Raw genomic sequence first — 21,334 nt, 5'->3', positions numbered from 1 at the left:
GTTTGGGCGCCGGCACCACTGCCGTATCCGCCCTCAACGTTTTAACCTGACGTCCCGAATCTTGGAGGTTCGAGAAACTCCCGATGGACATAACCATCTCCCTTATCACCACCCTCGTTTTGACCCTCATCAACGGCTACTTCTCTATGTCCGAGATGGCGCTCACCACGGCCAAGCGCGCCGTGCTGGAGCACGAGGCCGAGGAAGGCGACAAGCGCGACGAGCGTGCCATTAAGCTGGCTGCCGACTCCGACCAGCTGCTCGCCACCATCCAGGTCGCCATCACGCTCGTGGGCTTCGCCTCGTCCGCCGTCGCCTCGACGAGCCTGTCCGACCCGCTCGCCACGTGGCTCATGAGCTTTGGCATCGCGCCGCTCTCCGCCATCGCGCGCGGCCTGGCGCCGGTCATCATCACCGTCGCGGTCGCCTTCGTGTCCATCGTGATCGGCGAGCTCGTCCCCAAGCGCATCGGCCTGGCCAATGCCGAGGGCGTGTCCAAGCAGGTCGTGGGACTGCTCTCCGTATTCCAAAAGATCGCCCGCCCGCTCGTGTGGCTGACCGGTGCCTGCTCCGACGGCCTGGCCCGCATCCTGCGCATCAAGAGCGCCGACGACCGTCAGAACGTCTCGGAAGAAGAGATCAAGTACATGGTCTCGGAGCAGGACGACCTGCTCGACGAGGAAAAGCGTATGATCCACGAGATCTTTGACCTGGGTGACACCGTTGCCCGCGAGGTCATGGTGCCGCGCGTGGACACCACCATGTGCGAGGACGACGAGACGGTCGCCGACGTGTTGTCCACCATGCGCCAGACCGGCTTCAGCCGCATCCCCGTCTATCACGAGGACCCCGACAACGTCGCGGGCATCGCGCACATCAAGGACCTGATCCAGCCCGCGCTCGACGGTAAGGGCGACCAGCCCATCGCCGGCTTTTTGCGCGACGCCACCTTTGTGCCCGACACCAAGGACATCCTGCCGCTGCTGTCCGAGATGCAGACTTCGCACGACCAGATCGTGGTCGTCGTGGACGAGTACGGCGGCACGGCCGGCATCATCACCATCGAGGACATCGTCGAGGAGATTGTCGGCGAGATCGAGGACGAGTTCGACCCCGACAACAAGTACCTTACGCGCCTTTCGCGCCGCGAGTGGCTCGTCGATGGGCGTTTTTCGTGCGATGACGCGATTGAGCTTGGTTGGCCGCTCGAGGAAAGCGATGATTATGAGACCATCGCCGGCTGGATTTTGGAGCTTTGCGACTCGGTGCCCGACATCGGAGAGGTGTTTGAGGTCGCGGGGTACAAGTTTAAAGTGCAGTCGATGCGTGGCCAGCGCATCTCGCTCATTCGCGTGATCGCTCCGGCCGAAACCGATAAGAAGGATTCCGAGTCTTCGGTAAACGAGCCGACGACGTCGGGTGCGGGTTCCGCGAATCCGCACGACGGCGACGAGTAGGGCAAGGAAGAGTAGGGGAGAGTTATGGCAGGCCTGTTCAACATCCTTAAGGTCACCGTCAGCGAGGACAAGATCTGCGCGCACGTGCTGGTGAACCCCGGCATGCCGCTCATGACCTCGGAGGACATCGAGGCCACGGCGCGCGTGTATTACCTGGTACCGGCGATTGCCAAGCACCTGTGCCTGGGTGATTCCGGTCGTGAGTTCCAGGACTGCATGGGCCAGACCGAGCTTTGCCACCTGCTTGAGCACGTGACGGTCGAGCTCATGAACGAGACCGGTCTTGCCGGTAGCATCTCGTGCGGCCGCACGCGCGTAAGCGAGCATGACGAGCGTGTCTTTGAGGTTGAGCTTTCGTGCCCCGACGATGCGTTGGCCATCGGCGCGCTGTCTTCGGCAACCTTTATGATGGACTGGGCGTACCTGCACGCCGACCAGCCTGCCCCCGACGTGGAAGGTACGGTCGCGGGCCTGCGCAACCTGGTGCTGGGCATGCGCGCCGAGGCCGAGGGCAAGGATCCTCACGAGGCCGTCGCTGCTGCGAACGGCGAAGATGCTGCCGAGGACGAGGGCGCTGACGAGGGCGATGTGCCGGTCGACGCCGAGCCCGTTGCCGATGCGACCGCCGAGCCCGTTCCCACCGAGCCCCAGGGCGTCCCCAATTTTGACGACGAGCCCCAGGTGGCGATTGATACCGAGGGCGCGGTTGCCGAGAGCCACGAGGCCTCCGCTGCCGTCTTTGGCGGTGCGGCGACGGTTCCGGCAGGACCTGCGCATGAGGGCGGCCTGCCGCTCGTGGACGGCGCCGGCGAGGACCCGGGTGCCACGGTGGCCATGCCGGCTATGCCTCAGGAGTAGGCCTACGCGTTTATCACCATCACGTACCTGCGCCTTTGCCGTACGCAGATGAGCGGAGCGGCAAGTGATGCGCTGCGGGTATAATGGACAGCATTCAAACGGTGGGCACCGACGTGCCCGCAGGAGAGGAATGATCATGGGTAAGACTTTCAGCTTTGTCTCCGGCGCACTTTTTGGTGCTGCTGCCGGCGCTATTATCGGTGTTGCTCTGGCTCCGCGCTCGGGCGCCGAGACCCGCGCCATGGCTGCCGATATCGCCAACGACGCCTGGGACAATATGCGCGACACCTACGAGCACAGCGCCGAGGAGGCCCGTGCCGCGGTGAATGACTTTGGCCCGATGGTCGACGCCAAGACCGACGACCTGCGCGCCAAGGTCGACCTGGCCCGCGAGCGCATGGACCAGCTGCGCGAGCAGCTCAACGACGCCATTTCGGGCGGCAACGTGACGCCTGCCGCCGACGTCGTGGTCGAGAACGCCGTCGAGGCTGATACCGAGGCCGCGGAGCCCTCGACCGAGGCATAATGCGCGCCGGGGATTTTGTCGGCGCCAAGATCTATCGCAAGCCTACCGAGGACAAGCGCACCAAAAAGGACGGCACGCCGCGCAGCCCTAAAAAGCTCGGAAAGATTCACTTTCCGGTCTTTACCCCGGGCGGTACGCGTGTGGTCGGCTTTATGGTCCGCCAGTCCGATATCGCGGGCATGATCGAGCGTCCCGATCGATTCGTAGCGCTCGACGCCATTGGTGTCTACGAGGGCGCCATTGCGGCCGATGACGTCAAGGACACGTACGATGCCGCTGCGGCCAAGCGCCTCGACATCAACCTGGACGATTGCATTATCTGGGTTGGCATGGACGTGCGCACGGAGTCGGGCGATGTTGTGGGCTATTGCTCGGATGTGGAGTTCAAGCCGCGCTCGGGTGTCGTGCAGACGTTCTACGTGACCGCCGGAACCGCCTCGAGCGTGCTGGTGGGCGACACACAGATGCCGCCGACGATGCTGCGCGGTTATGCGGACGGCGCGATGATCGTTTCGGATGAGGTCAAGTCGCTCGGATATTCGGGCGGCGCCGCCGCAAAGGCTGCCGAGGCAAGCGTCGTGGTGGGCGATAAGGTCAAAAAGGGCGCCAAGGTGCTCGATGACAAGGGTTCGGTCGCCGTGGACAAGGGCAGTCGCGCGCTGGGTAAGCAGCTCGGCAAGACGCGCGGTATGTTCAAGGCCTTTAAGGACGAATACCAAAAGGCGAGCGGAGGCTCGTCAAAAGCTACAAAATAGCGACGTACCAAATGATGGGAGGCAAGCCGGAGACCTGTTGCTCCGGCTTGCTGTGTTTATGGGGGAGGGCACATGCGCCAAAACGGATCCAACTTAAACGGGCGTTCGGGTGCGCGTCCGACGGCGCGCCGCGACCTGGGGCAGCTGCCCAGCGGTCAGCGCCGCCGTCACCGTAAGCCCGGCGCGATGTATCTCAACCATAGCCGCGGCTTTAGCGATCGCAGCGCGCGCATCGGCAACAGCCGCACACCCCGTCGTTCGTCTCGCCTGCCCTACGCGCTCATCGCCGTGGGTTGCGCGCTCGTGCTGTTTATCGCTGCCGTCGTGGGCTACGTCAACCGCAGTGTGGACGTGGAGCTCAACGGCCAGAAGACAGCGGTGCGTGTGGGCTCTACGCTGCAGAATCTCATCGACGACCAGGAGTTGACTGACACCTACGACGCAGGCGACCTGCTGGCCGTCGATGACAGCGTGCTCAAGCGCCATGGGGGCGAAAAGCTGTCGGTGAAGGTCGACGGCAAGCGCGTGAAACAGGGCAAATGGGATAGCCGCGAACTTGAGGGCGGCGAGAAGGTGACGGTCAAGGATGGCCGTAACACCTACGAGAAGCACGAGGTTCAGGCTACGGTTATCGAGCCCAAGCTCAAGGTCGAGGGTACGGGCGCTATCGAGTATGTGCAGACGTGGGGTGTCCAGGGCCGCTCCGAGGTGTGGGTCGGCGAGCAATCGGGCAAGACACAGGACCGCGGCGAGGTCGTGCCCGCCACCGATTGCGTCGTTGCGTGCGCCAGCGTGGCGCCCAAGGGCAACAAAAAGTACGTGGCGCTGACGTTTGACGAGGGTCCGAGCAGCGCTACCAAGCAGATCTTGCAGGTACTCAAGGAAAAGGGCGTCACCGCGACGTTCTTCCTGTCGGGCGATGCGGCCGAGGCATCGCCTGCCACGGCCAAGGCGATTGTCGATGCCGGGTGCGAGATCGGATCCAACAGCTACAGCGACGATTCGCTCAAGGGTCAGGACCGTGAGGCGGTACGCGAACAGATCACGAAAGGCACCGATGCGATTAAGTCGGCGACCGGCGTGAAGACGATGCTGCTGCGTGCTCCCTACGCTGCCTTTGACGAGCAAAACTGGATTGATGCGATGGACCTGGTCTCCGCCGTGGTCTCGTGGAATATTGACTCGGGCGACTGGCTGCTCAACGGTGCCGACGAGCAGGTCTCGACGGTGCTCGATTCGGTGACGCCGGGCAATATCGTGCTGCCCACCGATAGAGACGAATGCGCCGAGCAGACGCTCGAGGCGCTGCCGCAGATTATCGACGGCCTCATTGCCGACGGCTACAAGATCGTGACGCTCAGCGACCTGGTCAAGACGGACGCGTCGCTGAGCAAAAAGCTCACCTCGCTGACGAAGGTCACCATGCCCAAGGATGCCGTGTTCCCCCAACTTGCCGAGGACAACGACACCACAGAGTAGTTATTGGGTAGTCATTTAAGAACGTCCCCAATGACTATGTCACGGATGCGTCAGCGTTTGGTATGCCTGCAATGTGCAGCGCATAAATTCGATGCCGCAGGGCGATGCTGATGCTATAGTTACTGCGGTTAATGAGGGTCAAGAGAAAGGTTACAGGTGAAATCCAAACCTCGACCATACAGTCGATGACCCCATGCAGGTGCTTTTTGCGCATGCACGGGGTGTAAGCGTCGAGCGGCGTGCCGCCCGCGCATGCGTATACATATCCAGAAGCCCCCGGACGCCGCACGCGCGGCCGCGTCCGGAGGAATAATGATGGGGAGCACCATTGAATTATCTGAGTGAGATGCTCAAATTGCCAGTCTTGGACGTCGACGGCGAAAAGCTCGGCGTGGTCAACGATTTTGGCATTGCAACCGGCGAAGTTTTTCCGCACGTGACGTCGCTCGCGTTCCGCGGCCCCGGCAAGACGCCGTTTATGATCAGCTGGCGCAAATGGGTCGACCGTATCGACGAGACGGGCGTGTATCTCAATACGTCTGCCACCAATATTCGCTTCTCGTACCTGCAGCCGACCGAGCTCCTGCTGGCGCGCGATGTTCTCAATAAGCAGATCGTCGACACGCAGGGCATGAAGGTCGTGCGCGTCAACGACATCAAGTTTTCCATGTCGGGCGAAAATCAGCTGCGCCTGCTGGGTGCCGAGGTCGGTGCCCGCGGTCTGCTACGCGCCATCAGCCCCGCGCTCGAGCATATCGTCGAAGGCTTTATGAAGCACCTGGGCAAGCCGCTCAGTGAGGACATCATCGCTTGGTCCTACATGGACCTGCTCGACCGCTCGACCAAGAACATTCAACTCTCGGTGTCGCACAAGACGCTCGGCGAGCTGCACCCTGCCGACATCGCCGACATTATCGAGCAGCTCGACCCGCGCCTACGTGCGCAGGTGTTTGCGCAGCTCGATACTGCCCAGGCCGCCGAGGCCATCTCGGAGTTCGATGACGACGAGCTCATGACCGAGATGCTCGAGGGCCTGTCCGACACGGACGCATCGTCGATGCTGGCCATGATGGACCCGGATGACGCTGCCGACCTGATCGACGAGCTCGATTACGAGAAGGCCGAGAAGCTCCTGCGCCTGATGGGCGTCAAGGAGGAGAAGGCGATTCGTAATCTGCTGGGGTATGAGGACAACACCGCCGGCCGCATCATGACCTCGGAGTTTGTCTCCCTGCCCGCCACGGCAACGGTCGGTGACGCCATCGAGGCGATTCGCGAGCTCGACGAGGACTTCGAGAGCGTCTACTACGTCTATACCGAGGATCCGAGCGGCATGCTGACCGGCGTGCTTTCGCTGCGCACGCTGATCGTAGCCGACCGCGACGCCACGCTGGGTCAGCTGGCCTATCGCGACCTGGTCTATGTGTCGCCCGACGAGGACCAGGAAGACGTGACGGACGAGATGACCAAGTATGACCTGGTCGCTATCCCCGTCTGCGACGAGAACCGTCATATCCTGGGTATCGTAACCTTCGACGACGCCATGGACGTTATCGCCGAGGAGCATCAGGAGGACCTGCAGATCGCCGGTGTCGGCTCGGGCGACAGCGCGTCGGACGACTCGACGAACGTGCTCAGCTGGTTCGTGCATCGCCAGTACTGGGTTGTTGTATGGGGCATCGCGTCGTGCATCATGGCGACCGTGCTGGGGACGGCGCTCGGCTCCGCGCATCTGGTGGTGTTCCCCATGTGCGCCATGCCGCTCGTGCTGCTGGCGGCCTCGCGCATGGTGTCGTTCGTCAAGAACTACTTCCTGGAGTATGACGGTCACGACGACGAGCCCAAGCCGTATCTGGGGTTCTTCTTCCAGAGCACGGGCATGGGCCTGATTCTGTCACTCGTGACCTACCTGTGCGCCCAGCTGGTGCGCACCGCTGCGTTCCTCGATGCGCCCATGTTTGAGGAGCAGCTCTTTACCGGGTGCTTTAATATCGCTGCCATTATTTGCCTGGTTGGCAACATGAGCGCCGTGATTTACCTGATGGTGCTGTTCTGGCGTGACGAGCATGACCTCAACACGTCGGGCACCGCCATGAACGTTATTGCCGTCATGATCTCGTGTGTGGCGTATTGCATCGCCGCGGTGCTGCTCGCCATGTCAGTCATGGGCTAGGTGGTCGCGTGCAAAATACCAAGCAAAAGTCGGGCACCAAGCAAAAGCTGACCATCGCGGCCATCTTTGGCGCTATGGGTCCCGGTCTGCTGGCGGCGCTTTCGGGCAATGACGCCGGCGGCATTGCAACGTATTCCAGCGCGGGCGCCAGCTATGGCTATAAGATGCTCTGGATGCTTCCCGTCATGACTGTGCTGCTCATCGTGACGCAGGAGACCGCGGCGCGCTGCGGCTGCGTCACGGGCAAGGGCCTGGCATCGCTCATTCGCGAGCGCTTTGGCGTGCGCAAGAGTGTACTTGCTATGGCGGCGCTGTTGATCGCCAACACGGCTGTGACCATTTCGGAGTTTGCGGGCATCGCCAGCGGCCTTGCTCTTTTTGGCGTGCCGGCGAGCATCTCGGTGCCGTTGGTGGCGCTGCTGGTATGGATGCTTACCATGTCGGGTAGTTTCCAGCGCATCGAGAAGATTCTGCTGCTGGTGAGCTGCGTGTTCGTGACCTACATCGTCGCCGCGTTTATGGCTGGCCCCAACTGGGGTGAGGTCGCGGTCGACCTGGTCGTGCCTAACATTCAAAATGACCCCAGCTACGTGTCGCTCGTGGTCGCAACGATCGGTACCACCATCGCGCCGTGGATGATTTTCTTGGCGCAGAACAACGTGGTCGATAAGAACGCGGGCGAGGACGACATCGTGCTGCAGCGTATTGATACCGTGAGCGGCTCGCTTGCCGCCGATGTTATTGCCGGCTTTATTATCATCACGACCGGCACGGTGTTGTTCCCGGCGGGTATTCAGATTAGCGATGCTGCCGATGCTGCCCGCGCGCTGGAGCCTATTGCGGGTCAGTGGTCTACGGTACTGTTTGCCTCGGGCCTGGTCGCGGCGAGTTTCTTGGCTGCCTGCGTGCTGCCGGGCGTTACGTCGAGCGCTATCTGCGAGGCATTTGGCTGGGAGCGCGGTGCCGACCGCAGCTGGGACGAGGCCCCGGTCTATCGCGGCATCATTACGGCCATCATCGGTATCTCTGCCGTGCTGGTGCTTATGCCCGGCGTCGATCTGTTCCAGATTATGATGACCTCGCAGGTCATCAATGGCGTGCTACTGCCCGTGGTTCTGGTGTTCCAGGTGGTTATCGCCGCCGACCGTCACATTATGGGCGCCAACCGCAACGGCCGCGTATGGAACGTGCTCACGTGGGCGACTATCGGCGTGATTACGGTGCTCACGGTCGTCATGTTTGTCCTGCAGGCGATGGGCTACAGCGCTTAACGCCCACTTTTGCTTCCGAACAGGCCGCAGCGATGGACTGCGGCCTGTTTTTTGCCCGCTATAGGGCATTAGTTATATGGCAGTGGACAAAAAATGCCAAATATGAGTACTGTTGCTAAGTGAATAGCATTTACATCCAAGAAGATAATGGACATAGCCGATAGTATGTTCATTAAAATTGGCTCCAATATGTCTTAAACCAGTCAGGTTGGCTGCTTTAGGGGGTTGTAGGGGTCGCTCGGACGTCATTTTGGGTGGTTTTGCCTGCTACTAAAATGGTAACAGTACTCATATTTGCCCCTTTTTGTCCACGACCCCTTGGAGCCGGCTCGAAAAGAGTGATTTTGGGTTGTTTGCTGCGGGTGTGGGCTTGGAAACAACGTTCGGGGTGGCGAGGCGCCCAGAATTTGGTCGCAAGGAGGGCGTTCCTCGGCTGTGTCAGGAGTGTCCCTGGGTGCCGGCACATAAGGAACGTCCCTAACTGTCGGAGGGGGTGCCTGCCGTGGCGCACCCCTCCGGATGTGGGAAGTTTGCGCTGCAGGTTACTTGTCGGTGCCCAGCTTGTGCGGCTTGAGAGCGAGCGCATTGACGAGCGCGTCGGTGGCAGACTTGACGGCCGCCGGCTGCAGATCGTTGACGTGATCCTCGGGATGCACGGGCAGGTCCTTCTTGACTGCATCGTGGATCAAGTTGAGGTACTCAGTCACGCCAGTGGTCGACAGGTGCGTGCCATCGCCATCGAACAGGTCGTTGCGATTGGCACTGTATCCGTACCAGTCGATAACGCGCACGTTCTTGTAGCGCGTAGCAGCGTTGGCGATGGCCTGGTTGGTAGAGCCAACCCACGGCTGCGGGCTGCGCGTGTTCACAAACACCACAATACGCTTATCTCCTGCATCGGTCATGATGGCGTCGATCTGGTCGTCGGTTACCAAGCCGTTGGTGCCCAGTGCAAAGACCACGATCTTGCCGGCAAGGTTCTGTTGGAGATAGCCCTCAAATGTCGCGCGGCCCGCATCAAACTGGCGGCCCTTTTCGGCATCGATATGGCTGTGCGGGAACACGCCGTCAAAGGAATCAACGGCGCGCAGCGACACGGAGTCACCGATCATCAACAGGTCGTAGGAGCCATCGGGGAAGCCGTCGTTGTCCTTGTCGGTGTCGTCGGCCGCCTGTTGGTCTGTGGGCGCGGTGTTTTTGGCTTCCTTGTTGAGGACTTCGGCGCCCTCACCGCTCAGTGCGGAGGTCTCCGGCACAAAGATCAGGCCGCCCAGTGCAACGACCAACACGACAGCGCAGGCTGCGCAGACAGGGACGTGCGCGCGCACCCAGTTGGCGGGCGCGGTGATGCCGTCGCGGAACTCGGATACGGTGCGCCCAAAGGCGCCCTTTCTAAACGGCGTCTCGATAAAGCGATATGAACATTCGGCTACGGCGACCACCAACAACACCTGCAAAATGTACTGCCACCACGGCGTATCGTTGATGTTGGCGACCGGGTTCATGAGCAACAGTAGCGGATAGTGCCACAGGTAGATGCTGTACGAGCGCTTGCCAACCCACACGAGCGGCTCGGCGGACAGTGCGCGGGCAACCATTCCCTGGGGCTGCACGCAGGCCGCGATGACCATGAGCGTGAGGATGGAGCATAGCAGCGTGCCGCCGCGATACTGGAACGCGGTGTAGCCGTTGGTGAGCGCGACCATGGCGGCAAGGCCAACCAGACCCACGACGCCCAACACATCGATGGATGCGGGCGAGGACCAAAAGCGCACGAGGGCGCTCGGCTGTGCCGGGACGGTCTCGGCTGCGTTGTCGGCCTTCTCGCCAGGCTTGCCCTCGGCGTTCTTGCCGTGCTTGGCGGCGCCAGCCAGGCGATTGAGCCCCAAACGATGAGCGAGACACACCGGCGCCAGGTCGCGATCGGGGATAAAGGCCATCCAGGCGCCCAGCAGCAGCGAGAAGACGCGGGTGTCGGTGCCGTAGTACACGCGGCTGGGGTCGGCGGCAGGGTTGTAGAGCACCATCATGGCAAGGGCGGATACCGCTGCGAGTCCCAGGACCATACGGCGCGTGTTGGGTTTGCTCACATGCATGGACACCATGGCAAACAGCAGCGGTGGCCAAACCAGGTAGAATTGTTCCTCGATGGCGAGCGACCAAAAGTGCGTAAGCGGCGAGGGGTCGCCCAGGGCGTTGAAGTACGAAACGTCCTGCATAATCTGCCACCAGTTGTTAAAGAACAGCAGCGACGGCAGAATGTCGGGACGCATCTTGGTGAGCATCACGTGGTTGAAGACGGTGCACAGCGCACAGGTTACAACCACAACGGTCACCACGGCGGGGACCAGGCGACGGATGCGGCGGATCCAGAAGCTCTTGAGGTCGATGCGGCCGGTCTTAGCGACTTCGTTGAGTAGCAGGCGTGTGATCAGATAGCCCGAAAGCACAAAGAAGATCGTGACGCCAAGCAGGCCGCCCTGAGCCCACGTGAGGTTGAGGTGATAGAGCACCACCGCGACGACGGCAAGCGTGCGCAGGCCGTCGAGCGCAGGGATGTAGCGGGACTTGGGGCGAGCAGGCGTCTGCTCCGCGGCGGGAGTGTTGGCGCGGCCAGCGTTGTTGGCAGAAGCGCGATGGGGGCTCGCGGTGCGTCGCGGCTCGTTGGCACGGCGCTCGCCCTTCACGCGTTCGTGCGGCGCCGGCTCGTTGCCCGTGCGGCGTCGACCGCGCGAGCCCGATTGCGAGAATTGTTCCATAAAACATCATCCAATGACGAGAATAATCAGCACGTATTCATTGTAGCTGCCTGCCCCTGTGAATGCTTGCTGCTGGCGCAAGCTCAAGCGCGCGTCCACATCAAAGTGGACTAAAGTTATAGGGGGTGCGAGAGTGCACAATCGTTGGTCGATGGTGGGCGCAAAGCCTGAAGACGAGGAGGTTTCCATGGCGGATCACAGCATCGTTGCGGTGTTCGGCAGCATGAACATGGACCTTTCGGTGGCGTGCGAGCGCATGCCGCGCGCGGGCGAGACGGTCGATGGCAGCGGTTTTATCACCAACGCCGGCGGTAAGGGAGCCAATCAGGCCGTTGCCGCTGCGCGCATGGGTGCGCGCGCGTGCATGATCGGCGCTGTTGGGCGCGATACCTTTGGCGATGCGCTTGTGGCAGGGCTCCAAGATGCCGGCGTGGGCGTTGAGTCCGTGACACGTCTCGACGACGTGGAGACCGGTACTGCGACTATCATTCGCTGTGAGAGCGACAACCGCATCGTGCTGTCGCCGGGCGCCAACCATGCGCTTGCGGGCGAGGACGTTGCCCGCGCACTGAGGCGTTTGGTGGCCGACGAGCTCGACGGCGATGCCAGCGAGATTGCCCCGGCTGCTGGCGGCGTCTTTATCGCCCAGGGCGAATGTGACCTTGCGGCGACGGCCGGGGCGCTTGCTTGCGCTCACGAGCTGGGGTTCTATACGATCTTTAACCCGGCGCCCGCCTGCGACCTGCCGGCAGGAGCGTGGCCAGCGGTCGACCTGGTCTGCCCCAACGAGACCGAGTGCCAGGTACTGACGGGCATTCTGCCCACGGATGATGCGAGTTGCGTCGCCGCGCTCAATGCGCTGCTCGACAAGGGCGCCGGGGCTGCGGTCATCACGTTGGGCGGCGCCGGCTCGGTTACGCTCGGCGATGGCGGTGAGCCGCTGCGCATGCCGGCGCTTTCGAGCGCGGTGGTCGATACGACGGCCGCGGGCGATACGTTTATCGGCGCGTTGGCGGCGGCTCGTCTGGAGGGCCTGCCGCTCTTTGAGTGCATGGCGGCGGGTGCTCGCGCCTCGGCGGTGACGGTGTCGCGCCTGGGCGCTCAGCAATCAATTCCCACGCGTGCGGAAGTCGAGCACAAGTTTGGTTTAGACGGTTTGGATGTAGACGGAGAAGCGGAGTAGAACAATGGCAACCAAGAAGCTGATCCTTGATCTGGATATGGGTGTGGATGATGCGATGGCGCTTGCCTACGCCATCGCGAGCCCCGAGGTGGAGCTCGTCGGCATCACCACGTGCTTTGGCAACGTGCGCGTCGAGCAGTCGGCGCACAACTGCTTGGCGGTGCTCGACCTGTTGGGTCGTCCCGAGGTGCCGGTGTACCTGGGCGCCGATCGTCCCATGAAGGCGACCGAACCCTACACGCCGCCGGCGTCCACCACGCTTATCCACGGCAAGAACGGCATCGGCGGCGCAAGCGTGCCCGCCTCGCCGTACGAGCCGGTGGGCGCGACGTCGGCCGACGGCAATGCGGCGGTCGATTACCTGATTGATGCCGCGCGTACCTATGGTCCCGATCTGGTCTACGTTGCGACCGGCCCGCTCACCAATCTGGCGCTTGCCCTGGAGCGCGATGCGGCGGCGATGATGTCTATCGGCCGCGTGGTCGTGATGGGCGGCGCCCTTACCGTGCCCGGCAACGTGAGCGCGGGCGCCGAGGCCAACATGGCGGGCGACCCCGAGGCTGCCGACGCTGTGTTGCGCTCGGGCCGCAAGCTCACCATGGTGGGCCTGGATGTGACGCACCGCGTGGTGCTCACACGTCGCGACGTTGCCGGCTGGACGGGCTCGGGCACTATGGCTGGCTGCGCGTTTGCGAGCATGGTCGAGCACTATATCGGTTCGTACGAAATGAACGCGCCCTACCTGGGCGGCTGCGCGCTGCACGATCCGCTGGCGGTTGCCGTGGCGATTGATCCCACGCTCGTGGGTGCGCTCGGCTGTAACCTGCGTGTCGACCTGCTGGGCGAGTATCGCGGCCGCACCATCTGCGACGAGCACCGTCTGTCCGATCCAGATAAGAGCGCGCTCGTGGCGCTCACCGTGGACGCCCCACGCTTCCTGTCCGAGTTCAAGGCGCGTATGGCCCGCGTCCTGGGCTAAATGTTTTTCACGCCCCGCCCCAAGTAGTCAATTTGGGACGGGGCTTTTTTAGCTACCGAGCAAATGTGCCCGTTGGGGGAATAGTCGCGTCGCTTCGCTTGACAACAGGCTAAACTAGCTATTAAACATTTACTATTCTGTTTAGATTGAATTTGCGGTCGTTTAGTTGTCGAGTCACGGGGCGGTCAGGCCACGATGCTCGACCGCGACCGCTACTAGGGGGAACAATGGCCAAAGCAAGTGTTCGCGAAATCAGCCGCATCACCGGTTTTTCGCCTGCGACCGTGTCCAACGCGCTTAACCGCAAGCGCAGCGTGAGCGAGGAGACCGCCAAGGTCATCCTGGAGTGCGCGCGGTCGCTCGGCTATCAGCAGTCGACGCAGCTCGAGAGCATCCAGTTTGTGCTCGCGCGCAAGACGGGCGCCATCCTGGACGAGAGCACCTTCCACCCCGCGGTCATCGAGGGCGTGGAGCGCCAGGCGCGTCGCCACGGCATGAGCACGAGCTTTGTCTCGCTCGACTTTAGCGACCTGGACGCCGTGCGCCCGCAGGTCGAGGGCCTGATCGCCGACCCGTCGGCCGCCATCGTGCTGATGGGTACCGAGCTGGGTGAGGAAGACTATGCCTTGTTCGCCAACGCTGCCGCCCACTTGATCGTGCTCGATGGCTGGAGCGATCGTCAGTACTTCGATGCCGTAGTCATTGCCAACACCGACTCGGTGCTGCGCGCCGTGGACTACCTTATCGAGAAGGGTCACAAGCAAATCGGCTATCTGGCAGGCGACCTTCGCATCCGCAACTTTAAGGATCGCGAGCGCGGCTATCGCCAAGCGCTTGAGGATGCGGACCTTGAGGCCAACCCGACATGGCGCGTCACATTGGGCACCACGCTCGAAGGTGCTTATCGCGACATGGGCGCATGGCTCGACAGCGTCTCGCGCGACGACCTGCCGACGGCTTTCTTTGCCGAAAACGACGTGCTCGCCGTAGGCGCCATGCGCGCGCTGAACGAGCACGGCATACGTGTCCCCGAGGATGTCTCAATCATCGGCTTTGACGATCTGTCTTTGGGCGCCTTCTCCAATCCGCCGCTCACCACGGTGCACGTTCCCAAGCACGAGGTGGGCGAGATCGCGGTGCGCCGCCTGGTGGGCAACATCCGCAATCCCAAGAGCTATACCTGCAAGACGGCCGTGTCGACCTATTTTGTCGAGCGCCAAAGCGTGCGTGAGATCTAGGCAAAGGCAACGCTGGGCCGTAGGGAGGCAAAGCTCGCTAAGGCAGCCATACATAACGCTACTAAGAGAGGGTCCTTTGGGCCCTCTTTTTGATGCCCTTGTATGTTCAGTTTGTTTACATACCGTTTAGGCTGATTTCTCTACCGTCTACGGGTATTTCGCGTTAAACTTCTAAACAGTAGAGTAAAACATTTAGTAAACAGAACAAAACGAAACATGCGTCTGTTTACTGAACATGTGATTAGGGGAGGACGTACATGGACAAGATCAAGCTCGGCTTTGTGCCCACGCGCCGCAGTATCTTTAGCGCGCCGGACGCAATCAAGTATCGCGGCCTGACGGCTGATCGCCTGCGCGAGATCGGCGTCGACATCGTGGATATCGACGACATCAATGAAGAGGGCCTGCTGTTCGACGACAGCCATATCGAGCCCATCGTCAAGAAATTCCGCGCCGAGGGCGTCGATGGCATTATGCTGTGCCACGCCAACTTTGGCACCGAGTACGTTTGCGCTCGCCTTGCCCGCGAGCTCGGTCTACCCGTACTGCTGTGGGGTCCGCGCGACGAGCGCCCCGAGCCCGACGGCACACGCCTGCGCGATAGCCAGTGCGGCCTGTTCGCCACCGGCAAGGTCCTGCGCCGCTTCCAGGTTCCCTTCACCTACATGACCAACTGCCGCCTGACCGACCCCGAGTTCGAGCGCGGCGTTTGGGACTTTTTGGCCGTTTGCAACGTGGTCAAGACCTTCAAGCACACCCGCATCCTGCAGATGGCCACCCGTCCGTTCGACTTCTGGTCGACCATGTGCAACGAGGGCGAGCTGCTCGAGAAGTTCAACATCCAGCTTTCGCCTATCCCCATGACCGAACTTGTCCAGGCTGTGCGCGACGCCCAGGCCGACGAGCAGGCCATGGCCGCCATGCTTGCCCACATCAACGACAGCTTTGAGATCTGCATCCCCGAGGACAAGGTCCCCGCGGTCGCCGGTCTTGCCATCGCCATGAAGCGCTTGGTCGAGAAGTATGGCTGCAACGCCGGTGCCATTCAGTGCTGGAACGCTCTGCAGGACGAGCTGGGCATTATGCCCTGCGCCGCCAACGCCATCCTCAACGAGATGGGCATTCCTATCGTATGCGAGACCGATATCCACGGCGCCATCACCGCGCTGATGGTCGAGGCCGCCGACCTGGGCCGTCACCGCGGCATGTTCGCCGACTGGACCGTGCGCCATCCCGATAACGAGAACGGCGAGCTGCTGCAGCATTGCGGCCCCTGGCCCTGCAGCTGCGCGGCCGTCAAGCCCAAGCTCACCTACCCGCTGGCTTTCGATCACCCCGGCGCGCTGACGGCCGAGGCCAAGCACGGCGACCTCACCCTTGCCCGCTTTGACGGCGACAACGGCGAGTACTCGCTGCTGCTGGGCAACGCCCGCGGCATCGACGGCCCGGCCGGCATGGGCACCTACCTGTGGGTCGAGGTCGACAACCTCAAGCGCCTCGAGGCCAAGATCGTCGAGGGTCCCTACATCCACCACTGCGTCGCCATTCACGCCAACGTGGTGCCGGTGCTCTACGAGGCGTGCAAGTACATCGGCATTGTCCCCGACCTGTACGACCCCATCGAAGAAGACGTCAAAGCTTACCTGCGAGGAGAGTAGAAATGGCAACTATCGAAGAGCTTGAATCCCTGCGTTGGGACCTTCGCCGCGATTGCGTCGATATCATCATGGCTGGCGCCGGCGGGCACATCGGCGGCGACATGTCGGTCATCGATGCGCTGATGACCCTCTACGCCAATCACCTCAACATTTCGCCCGAGACCGTCGACGATCCCAGCCGCGATCGCTTCGTGCTCTCCAAGGGCCACGCCATGGAGGCCTACTACGCGGTGCTCTGCCACGAGGGCTATCTGGACCTCGACGACGTCAAGGCCCGCTTCTCCAAGTTCGGCAGCCCCTACATCGGTCACCCCAACAACAAGCTCAAGGGCATCGAGATGAACTCCGGCTCGCTGGGCCATGGCCTGCCCGTGGCCGTCGGCATGGCGCTTGCCGGCAAGATGGACGGCCGCGACTACCGCGTCTACACCATCATGGGCGACGGCGAGCTTGCCGAGGGCTCGGTCTGGGAAGGCGCCATGAGCGGTGGCAACTACCAGCTCGATAACCTGTGCGCGCTCGTGGACCGCAACCGCCTGCAGATCAGCGGCAGCACCGAGGACGTCATGAAGCAGGATTCGCAGGAGGAGCGCTGGGCTGCCTTCGGCTGGAACGTGCTTTCCATTCCGGGCAACGACATCCAGGCCATTGACGCCGCGCTGACGCTTGCGGCCGAGACCAAGGGAAAGCCCACGGTCATCATTCTCAACACGGTGAAGGGCTATGGCTCGCCCATTATGGAGGACAAGGCCGCCTGGCATCATCACCTGCCCAACGATGAGGAATACGCCCAGATCATCGCCGATTTCGCTGCCCATAAGGAGGCCATCAATGGCTAACAAGATCGCCAACCGTAAGGTTATCTGCGACACGCTGCTCGAGGCCGCCGAGACCGATAAGGACATCGTCGTCCTGTGCTCCGACTCCCGCGGTTCCGCATCGCTCACGCCGTTCTTCGATCAGTATCCCCAGCAGTCCGTCGAGGTCGGCATTGCCGAGCAGGACCTGGTGAGCATCGCCGCCGGTATGGCTTCGTGCGGCAAGAAGGCCTGGGCCGCCTCGCCGGCGTCCTTTGTGACCACGCGCTCGTATGAGCAGTGCAAGGTTGATGTCTCGTACTCCAACACCAACGTCAAGCTCATTGGCATCTCGGGCGGCGTGTCCTACGGCGCCTTGGGCATGAGCCATCACTCCGCGCAGGATATCGCTGCCATGAGCGCGATTCCCAACATGCGCGTATATCTGCCGAGCGATCGTTTCCAGACTGCCGAGCTCGTACGCGCCCTGGTTGCCGACAACAAGCCGGCCTATATCCGCGTGGGCCGCAACCCGGTCGAGGACGTGTACACCGAGGACGAGTGCCCGTTCCAGATGGACCGTGCCACCTGGGTACGTCGCGGCACCGATGTGACGATTGTCGCCACCGGCGAGATGGTCCGCCATGCCGTTGACGCCGCCGATCTGCTGGCCGAGCAGGGTATCTCCGCTACCGTGCTCGACATGTACTGCGTCAAGCCGCTCGACGCCGAGGCCGTGATTGAGGCCGCCGGTGCCACGCGCGCCGTCGTGACCGTCGAGGAGCACAGCCCCTTTGGCGGCCTGGGCTCCATGGTCGCGCAGGTCGTGGGCGAGCATTGCCCGCGTCCGGTTAAGTGCCTAAGCCTGCCCGACGCGCCGGTCATCACCGGCACGAGTCCCGAGGTCTTTGCGCACTACGGTCTCATCGGCGAAGGCATTGCCAAGACGGTTACCGAGTTCCTGCCCGCAGAGTAATTGGAATGTGACAAAGGGACAGCCCCTTTGTCACATTCGATTTGACGGAAGGAATGGGAGAGTACATGAGCAAATACATCATCGGAATCGATCAGTCCACGCAGGGCACGAAGGCGCTGCTGGTGGACGAGGGCGGCCACCTGATTCATCGTGCCGATCGCTCGCATCGCCAGATTGTCAACGGGGCCGGCTGGGTGAGCCATGATCCGGCCGAGATTGCCGCCAACGTGTTGGCCGTGGCACGTGCCGTGGTGGAGGAGACCGGGGTCGATCCGGCCGATATCGCCGGCATTGGCATCTCCAACCAGCGCGAGACCACCGTTGCCTGGAGCCGCACGACGGGCGAGCCGCTGTGCGACGCCGTGGTGTGGCAGTGCGCCCGCGCCCGCGAGCTGTGCGACGAGCTTGCTGCGCGCGAAGGCGTGGCCGAGCTGGTGCGCGACACGACAGGCCTGGTGCTTTCGCCCTACTATCCGGCGGGCAAGATGGCCTGGATCCTCGCGAACGTTCCGGCGGCTGCCGAGGCAGCGGCGGCGGGCGAGCTGTGCCTGGGCACCATCGATGCCTGGGTTGTCTGGACGCTCACGGGCGGCGCGGAGTTCCGCTGCGACTGGTCCAATGCTAGCCGCACGCAGCTCTTTGACCTGCGCCATGGCTGCTGGAGCGAGCCGGTGTGCGAGGCCTTTGGCATCGATCCGGCTTGCCTGCCGCAGGTGACCGACTCCGACGGTCTCTTTGGCACGACGGACCTGGACGGCTTTTTGCCCGCGCCCGTGCCGGTGCACGGCGTGCTGGGCGACAGCCATGCGGCCCTGTTTGCGCAGGGTTGCCACAGCCGCGGTATGGCCAAGGCAACGTATGGCACCGGCAGCTCGGTCATGATGAATGTCGGCAACGAGTTTGTCGCCAGCTCGCACGGGCTTTCGAGCTCGCTTGCGTGGCGTATGAACGGCGTGACCGAGTACGTGCTCGAGGGCAACGTGAGCTACGCCGGCGCCGTCAAGACCTGGCTGCGCGACGATTTGGAGCTCATCAACAACCCCGAGGAGGTCACCGACCTGTGCTACGCCGCCAATCCGTCGAGCCGCGTCTACTTTGTGCCGGCGTTTACCGGCCTGGGCGCGCCGCACTGGGCGAGTGATGCCGAGGGCTGCGTCTTTGGCATGACGCGCACCACGGGTCGTGCGGAGTTCGTAAAGGCCGCCGATGAGTCGATCGCCTATCAGATCTTCGACGTCATTGATGCGATGGTCGAGGATTCGGGCGCGGCGCTTGCCGAGCTTCGTGTTGACGGCGGCCCCACGCGCGATGCGTACCTGATGCAGTTTGAGAGCGACTTGGTCGGCTCGCCCATCCGCATTGCGAGCAATGACGAGATGAGCGGTCTGGGCGCAGCTTGGGCCTGCGGCATTGCGCTGGGCATGTACGCGCGCGATGTCGTCGACGTCTATGGCGCCCGCGGCATCGTGGAGCCTGCCATGCCCGCAGACGAGCGAGCCAAAAAGATCGTCGGCTGGCGGCATGCCGTCGATGCGACCATCGCGTACACGGCCTAAAATGATTTTTCTGGGACGGGGATTAAAAACTCATTGATCCTCGTCCTAGGCAGCTCATTTGGGACGGGGCTTTTTTGACTGGTATGATTGGTGCGACCATTCGAACCAGCTAAAAGAGCCCGTCCCAAATTGACTATCGAGAGGATCTGCCATGGAGCGCATCGCCAGCTTTTCCGTTGACCATCTGCTGCTTGAGCCCGGCGTTTATGTGAGCCGCATCGACCGCGATCCGGCGACCGGCGCCGCCGTCACCACGTTTGACCTGCGCCTGACCACGCCCAACAAGGAGCCGGTCATGAACACCGCCGAGTGCCACACCATCGAGCACTTGGGTGCGACGTTCCTTCGCAACCATGCCGAGTGGTCGCGCCGAATTGTCTACTTTGGCCCCATGGGCTGCCGCACGGGCTTTTACCTCGTCGTATTTGGCGAAGTGACGAGCGAGGAGATCCTGCCGCTCGTGCGTGAGCTGTTCGAGTTTGTCGCCGACTTTGAGGGCGATGTCCCCGGTGCCGCTCCCGAGGAGTGCGGTAACTACCTGGACCAGAACCTCCCCATGGCAAACTGGCTCGCGCGCCGCTACCTCGACCGCGACTTGGCCGATATCGACGAGAAGCACCTGCACTATCAGCAGGCCTAAGGGCTATATCGCCTAAAACGCGCGCATTGGGCGCCTTCGCTTATACGGGGGCGCCTTTTTGTTGAGTGGTCGGGACGAGCGTTCAAAATCGCTCATGTTTGTTCTAGAATGTTCGTATAGTCACATTTACGAACAGGAGCGAACATGCATATCTACTCTGTTAACGATCCCGAGTTCAAATCCTATGGCAACGTTTGGGATGACGTTCCGTCCGAGCTCACGTCGCCCGTGCTCGAGGCGCTCTCTGCCACGCCCATTCCTGAGGGCAGCAAGTACGTAGCGAGTGCGCCGGAGCTCGAGGGCGTCAAGGATGCCGACAAACTGGGTTTTCTCATGTTTGGCGGTCGTCCCTTCCAGCTCGGCTGGTGCAATGGCCACAACACGAAACTCAACTGTCTGGAGTATCACCGCGCCAGCGAATTCAACCTGGGCGCTCGCGACTTTATCCTGCTTGTGGCGCATCGCTGGGAGATCGAGGACGGCAAGCTCGACACCGCGTGCGTCAAGGCGTTCCGCGTGCCGGCGGGTACGGTCATCGAGGTCTTCAACACCACGCTTCACTACACGCCGTGCATGGTCGACGGCGGCGGCTTCCAGGTGATGGTGGCGCTGCCCGCCGGCACCAACGGGCCGCGCCCCGAGGCCGCGGCCGACATGCCTGCGGTCGGCGACAGCTACTGCTACTGGAAGGCCGACAAGTGGGTTCTCTGCCACGCCGACAGCCCCAAGGCAGCCGAAGGCGGCTACGTAGGCCTCATCGGCAAAAACCTCGACATCACCTGCGACTAGAATCTTCTGTCTCGATCTGTAACATCTAGCGGGCTAAATCGCCTCTACCTGTTACAGATCGAGACAAACCGTAGAGGGCCGCCCGAAAAATCTCAATCTGTAACACCAAACCCGATTTTGACGGCCTAGCTGTTACAGATCAAGACAAACCGGCCCAAACCACCACAAAGGTACCTGTCCCCTTTGTGGTGGTTTGGGCAGGCGGGTATCAAAAAGTGTCAGACGGGGGCGGCCGGCAGG

Annotated in this window: 17 protein-coding genes; 16 read left to right on the top strand and 1 reads right to left on the bottom strand. The window is 62.1% G+C overall.

Going from position 1 to position 21,334, the window contains the following annotated elements:
• Positions 1–83: 83 nt before the first annotated feature.
• The 7 genes from DXD77_RS06325 (at position 84) to DXD77_RS06295 (ending at position 8,519) form a co-directional block, all read left to right on the top strand.
• Positions 84–1,457 carry a hemolysin family protein gene (locus tag DXD77_RS06325; RefSeq protein WP_117648229.1) on the top strand — a complete coding sequence of 458 codons (1,374 nt, stop codon included), beginning with the start codon at positions 84–86 and terminating at the stop codon, positions 1,455–1,457.
• A 24-nt stretch (positions 1,458–1,481) separates the two neighbouring features.
• On the top strand, positions 1,482–2,315 hold the full coding sequence (locus DXD77_RS10565; RefSeq protein WP_222847415.1) for a hypothetical protein: 834 nt from the start codon (positions 1,482–1,484) through the stop codon (positions 2,313–2,315).
• Positions 2,316–2,451: 136 nt separating this feature from the next.
• A complete protein-coding gene (locus DXD77_RS06315; protein WP_099432470.1) occupies positions 2,452–2,841 on the top strand; it encodes a YtxH domain-containing protein in 390 nt (129 codons plus the stop codon).
• Positions 2,841–3,596 (top strand): PRC-barrel domain containing protein, encoded by a 756-nt coding sequence (locus DXD77_RS06310; protein ID WP_117648228.1) that lies wholly within the window; start codon positions 2,841–2,843, stop codon positions 3,594–3,596. Before DXD77_RS06315 ends, DXD77_RS06310 begins: the two co-directional genes overlap by 1 nt.
• A gap of 72 nt (positions 3,597–3,668) precedes the next feature.
• Complete coding sequence (locus tag DXD77_RS06305) at positions 3,669–5,075, top strand: polysaccharide deacetylase family protein (protein WP_233506754.1); 1,407 nt, start codon at positions 3,669–3,671, stop codon at positions 5,073–5,075.
• 328 nt (positions 5,076–5,403) lie between these two features.
• Positions 5,404–7,248: a magnesium transporter gene (locus DXD77_RS06300; RefSeq protein ID WP_117648227.1), complete on the top strand. Its 1,845-nt coding sequence runs from the start codon at positions 5,404–5,406 to the stop codon at positions 7,246–7,248.
• 74 nt (positions 7,249–7,322) lie between these two features.
• Positions 7,323–8,519, top strand: a complete 1,197-nt coding sequence (locus DXD77_RS06295) for an Nramp family divalent metal transporter (protein WP_006235731.1) — start codon at positions 7,323–7,325, stop codon at positions 8,517–8,519.
• A 542-nt stretch (positions 8,520–9,061) separates the two neighbouring features.
• On the opposite strand, the gene DXD77_RS06290 is transcribed toward DXD77_RS06295, so the two are convergent.
• Positions 9,062–11,278, bottom strand: coding sequence for an acyltransferase family protein (locus tag DXD77_RS06290; RefSeq protein ID WP_117564513.1), 2,217 nt, complete (start codon positions 11,276–11,278; stop codon positions 9,062–9,064).
• A 187-nt stretch (positions 11,279–11,465) separates the two neighbouring features.
• Here DXD77_RS06290 and DXD77_RS06285 point away from each other — a divergent pair, with 187 nt between their 5' ends.
• From DXD77_RS06285 to DXD77_RS06245, 9 genes are all read left to right on the top strand, one after another.
• Positions 11,466–12,461, top strand: coding sequence for a ribokinase (locus DXD77_RS06285; protein ID WP_117648226.1), 996 nt, complete (start codon positions 11,466–11,468; stop codon positions 12,459–12,461).
• 4 nt (positions 12,462–12,465) lie between these two features.
• Positions 12,466–13,440: a nucleoside hydrolase gene (locus tag DXD77_RS06280; RefSeq protein WP_117564514.1), complete on the top strand. Its 975-nt coding sequence runs from the start codon at positions 12,466–12,468 to the stop codon at positions 13,438–13,440.
• A gap of 227 nt (positions 13,441–13,667) precedes the next feature.
• A complete protein-coding gene (locus DXD77_RS06275; protein WP_117564515.1) occupies positions 13,668–14,678 on the top strand; it encodes a LacI family DNA-binding transcriptional regulator in 1,011 nt (336 codons plus the stop codon).
• A gap of 257 nt (positions 14,679–14,935) precedes the next feature.
• On the top strand, positions 14,936–16,336 hold the full coding sequence (locus DXD77_RS06270) for an L-fucose/L-arabinose isomerase family protein (protein ID WP_117564516.1): 1,401 nt from the start codon (positions 14,936–14,938) through the stop codon (positions 16,334–16,336).
• 2 nt (positions 16,337–16,338) lie between these two features.
• Complete coding sequence (locus tag DXD77_RS06265; RefSeq protein WP_199407917.1) at positions 16,339–17,175, top strand: transketolase; 837 nt, start codon at positions 16,339–16,341, stop codon at positions 17,173–17,175.
• The gene (locus DXD77_RS06260; protein ID WP_117648225.1) at positions 17,168–18,109 is read left to right on the top strand and encodes a transketolase family protein; all 942 of its coding nucleotides are present in this window, start codon (positions 17,168–17,170) and stop codon (positions 18,107–18,109) included. Before DXD77_RS06265 ends, DXD77_RS06260 begins: the two co-directional genes overlap by 8 nt.
• 65 nt (positions 18,110–18,174) lie before the next feature.
• On the top strand, positions 18,175–19,665 hold the full coding sequence (locus DXD77_RS06255; protein WP_117648224.1) for a glycerol kinase GlpK: 1,491 nt from the start codon (positions 18,175–18,177) through the stop codon (positions 19,663–19,665).
• A gap of 151 nt (positions 19,666–19,816) precedes the next feature.
• A complete protein-coding gene (locus DXD77_RS06250) occupies positions 19,817–20,305 on the top strand; it encodes an S-ribosylhomocysteine lyase (RefSeq protein ID WP_117564519.1) in 489 nt (162 codons plus the stop codon).
• A gap of 144 nt (positions 20,306–20,449) precedes the next feature.
• Positions 20,450–21,094 carry a DUF4867 family protein gene (locus DXD77_RS06245; protein ID WP_117564520.1) on the top strand — a complete coding sequence of 215 codons (645 nt, stop codon included), beginning with the start codon at positions 20,450–20,452 and terminating at the stop codon, positions 21,092–21,094.
• Positions 21,095–21,334 lie beyond the last annotated feature (240 nt).

Source organism: Collinsella sp. TM09-10AT (assembly GCF_003436275.1).
In the GTDB taxonomy this organism is placed as follows: Bacteria; Actinomycetota; Coriobacteriia; order Coriobacteriales; family Coriobacteriaceae; genus Collinsella.
This window is presented reverse-complemented; position numbering and strand designations above follow the sequence as displayed.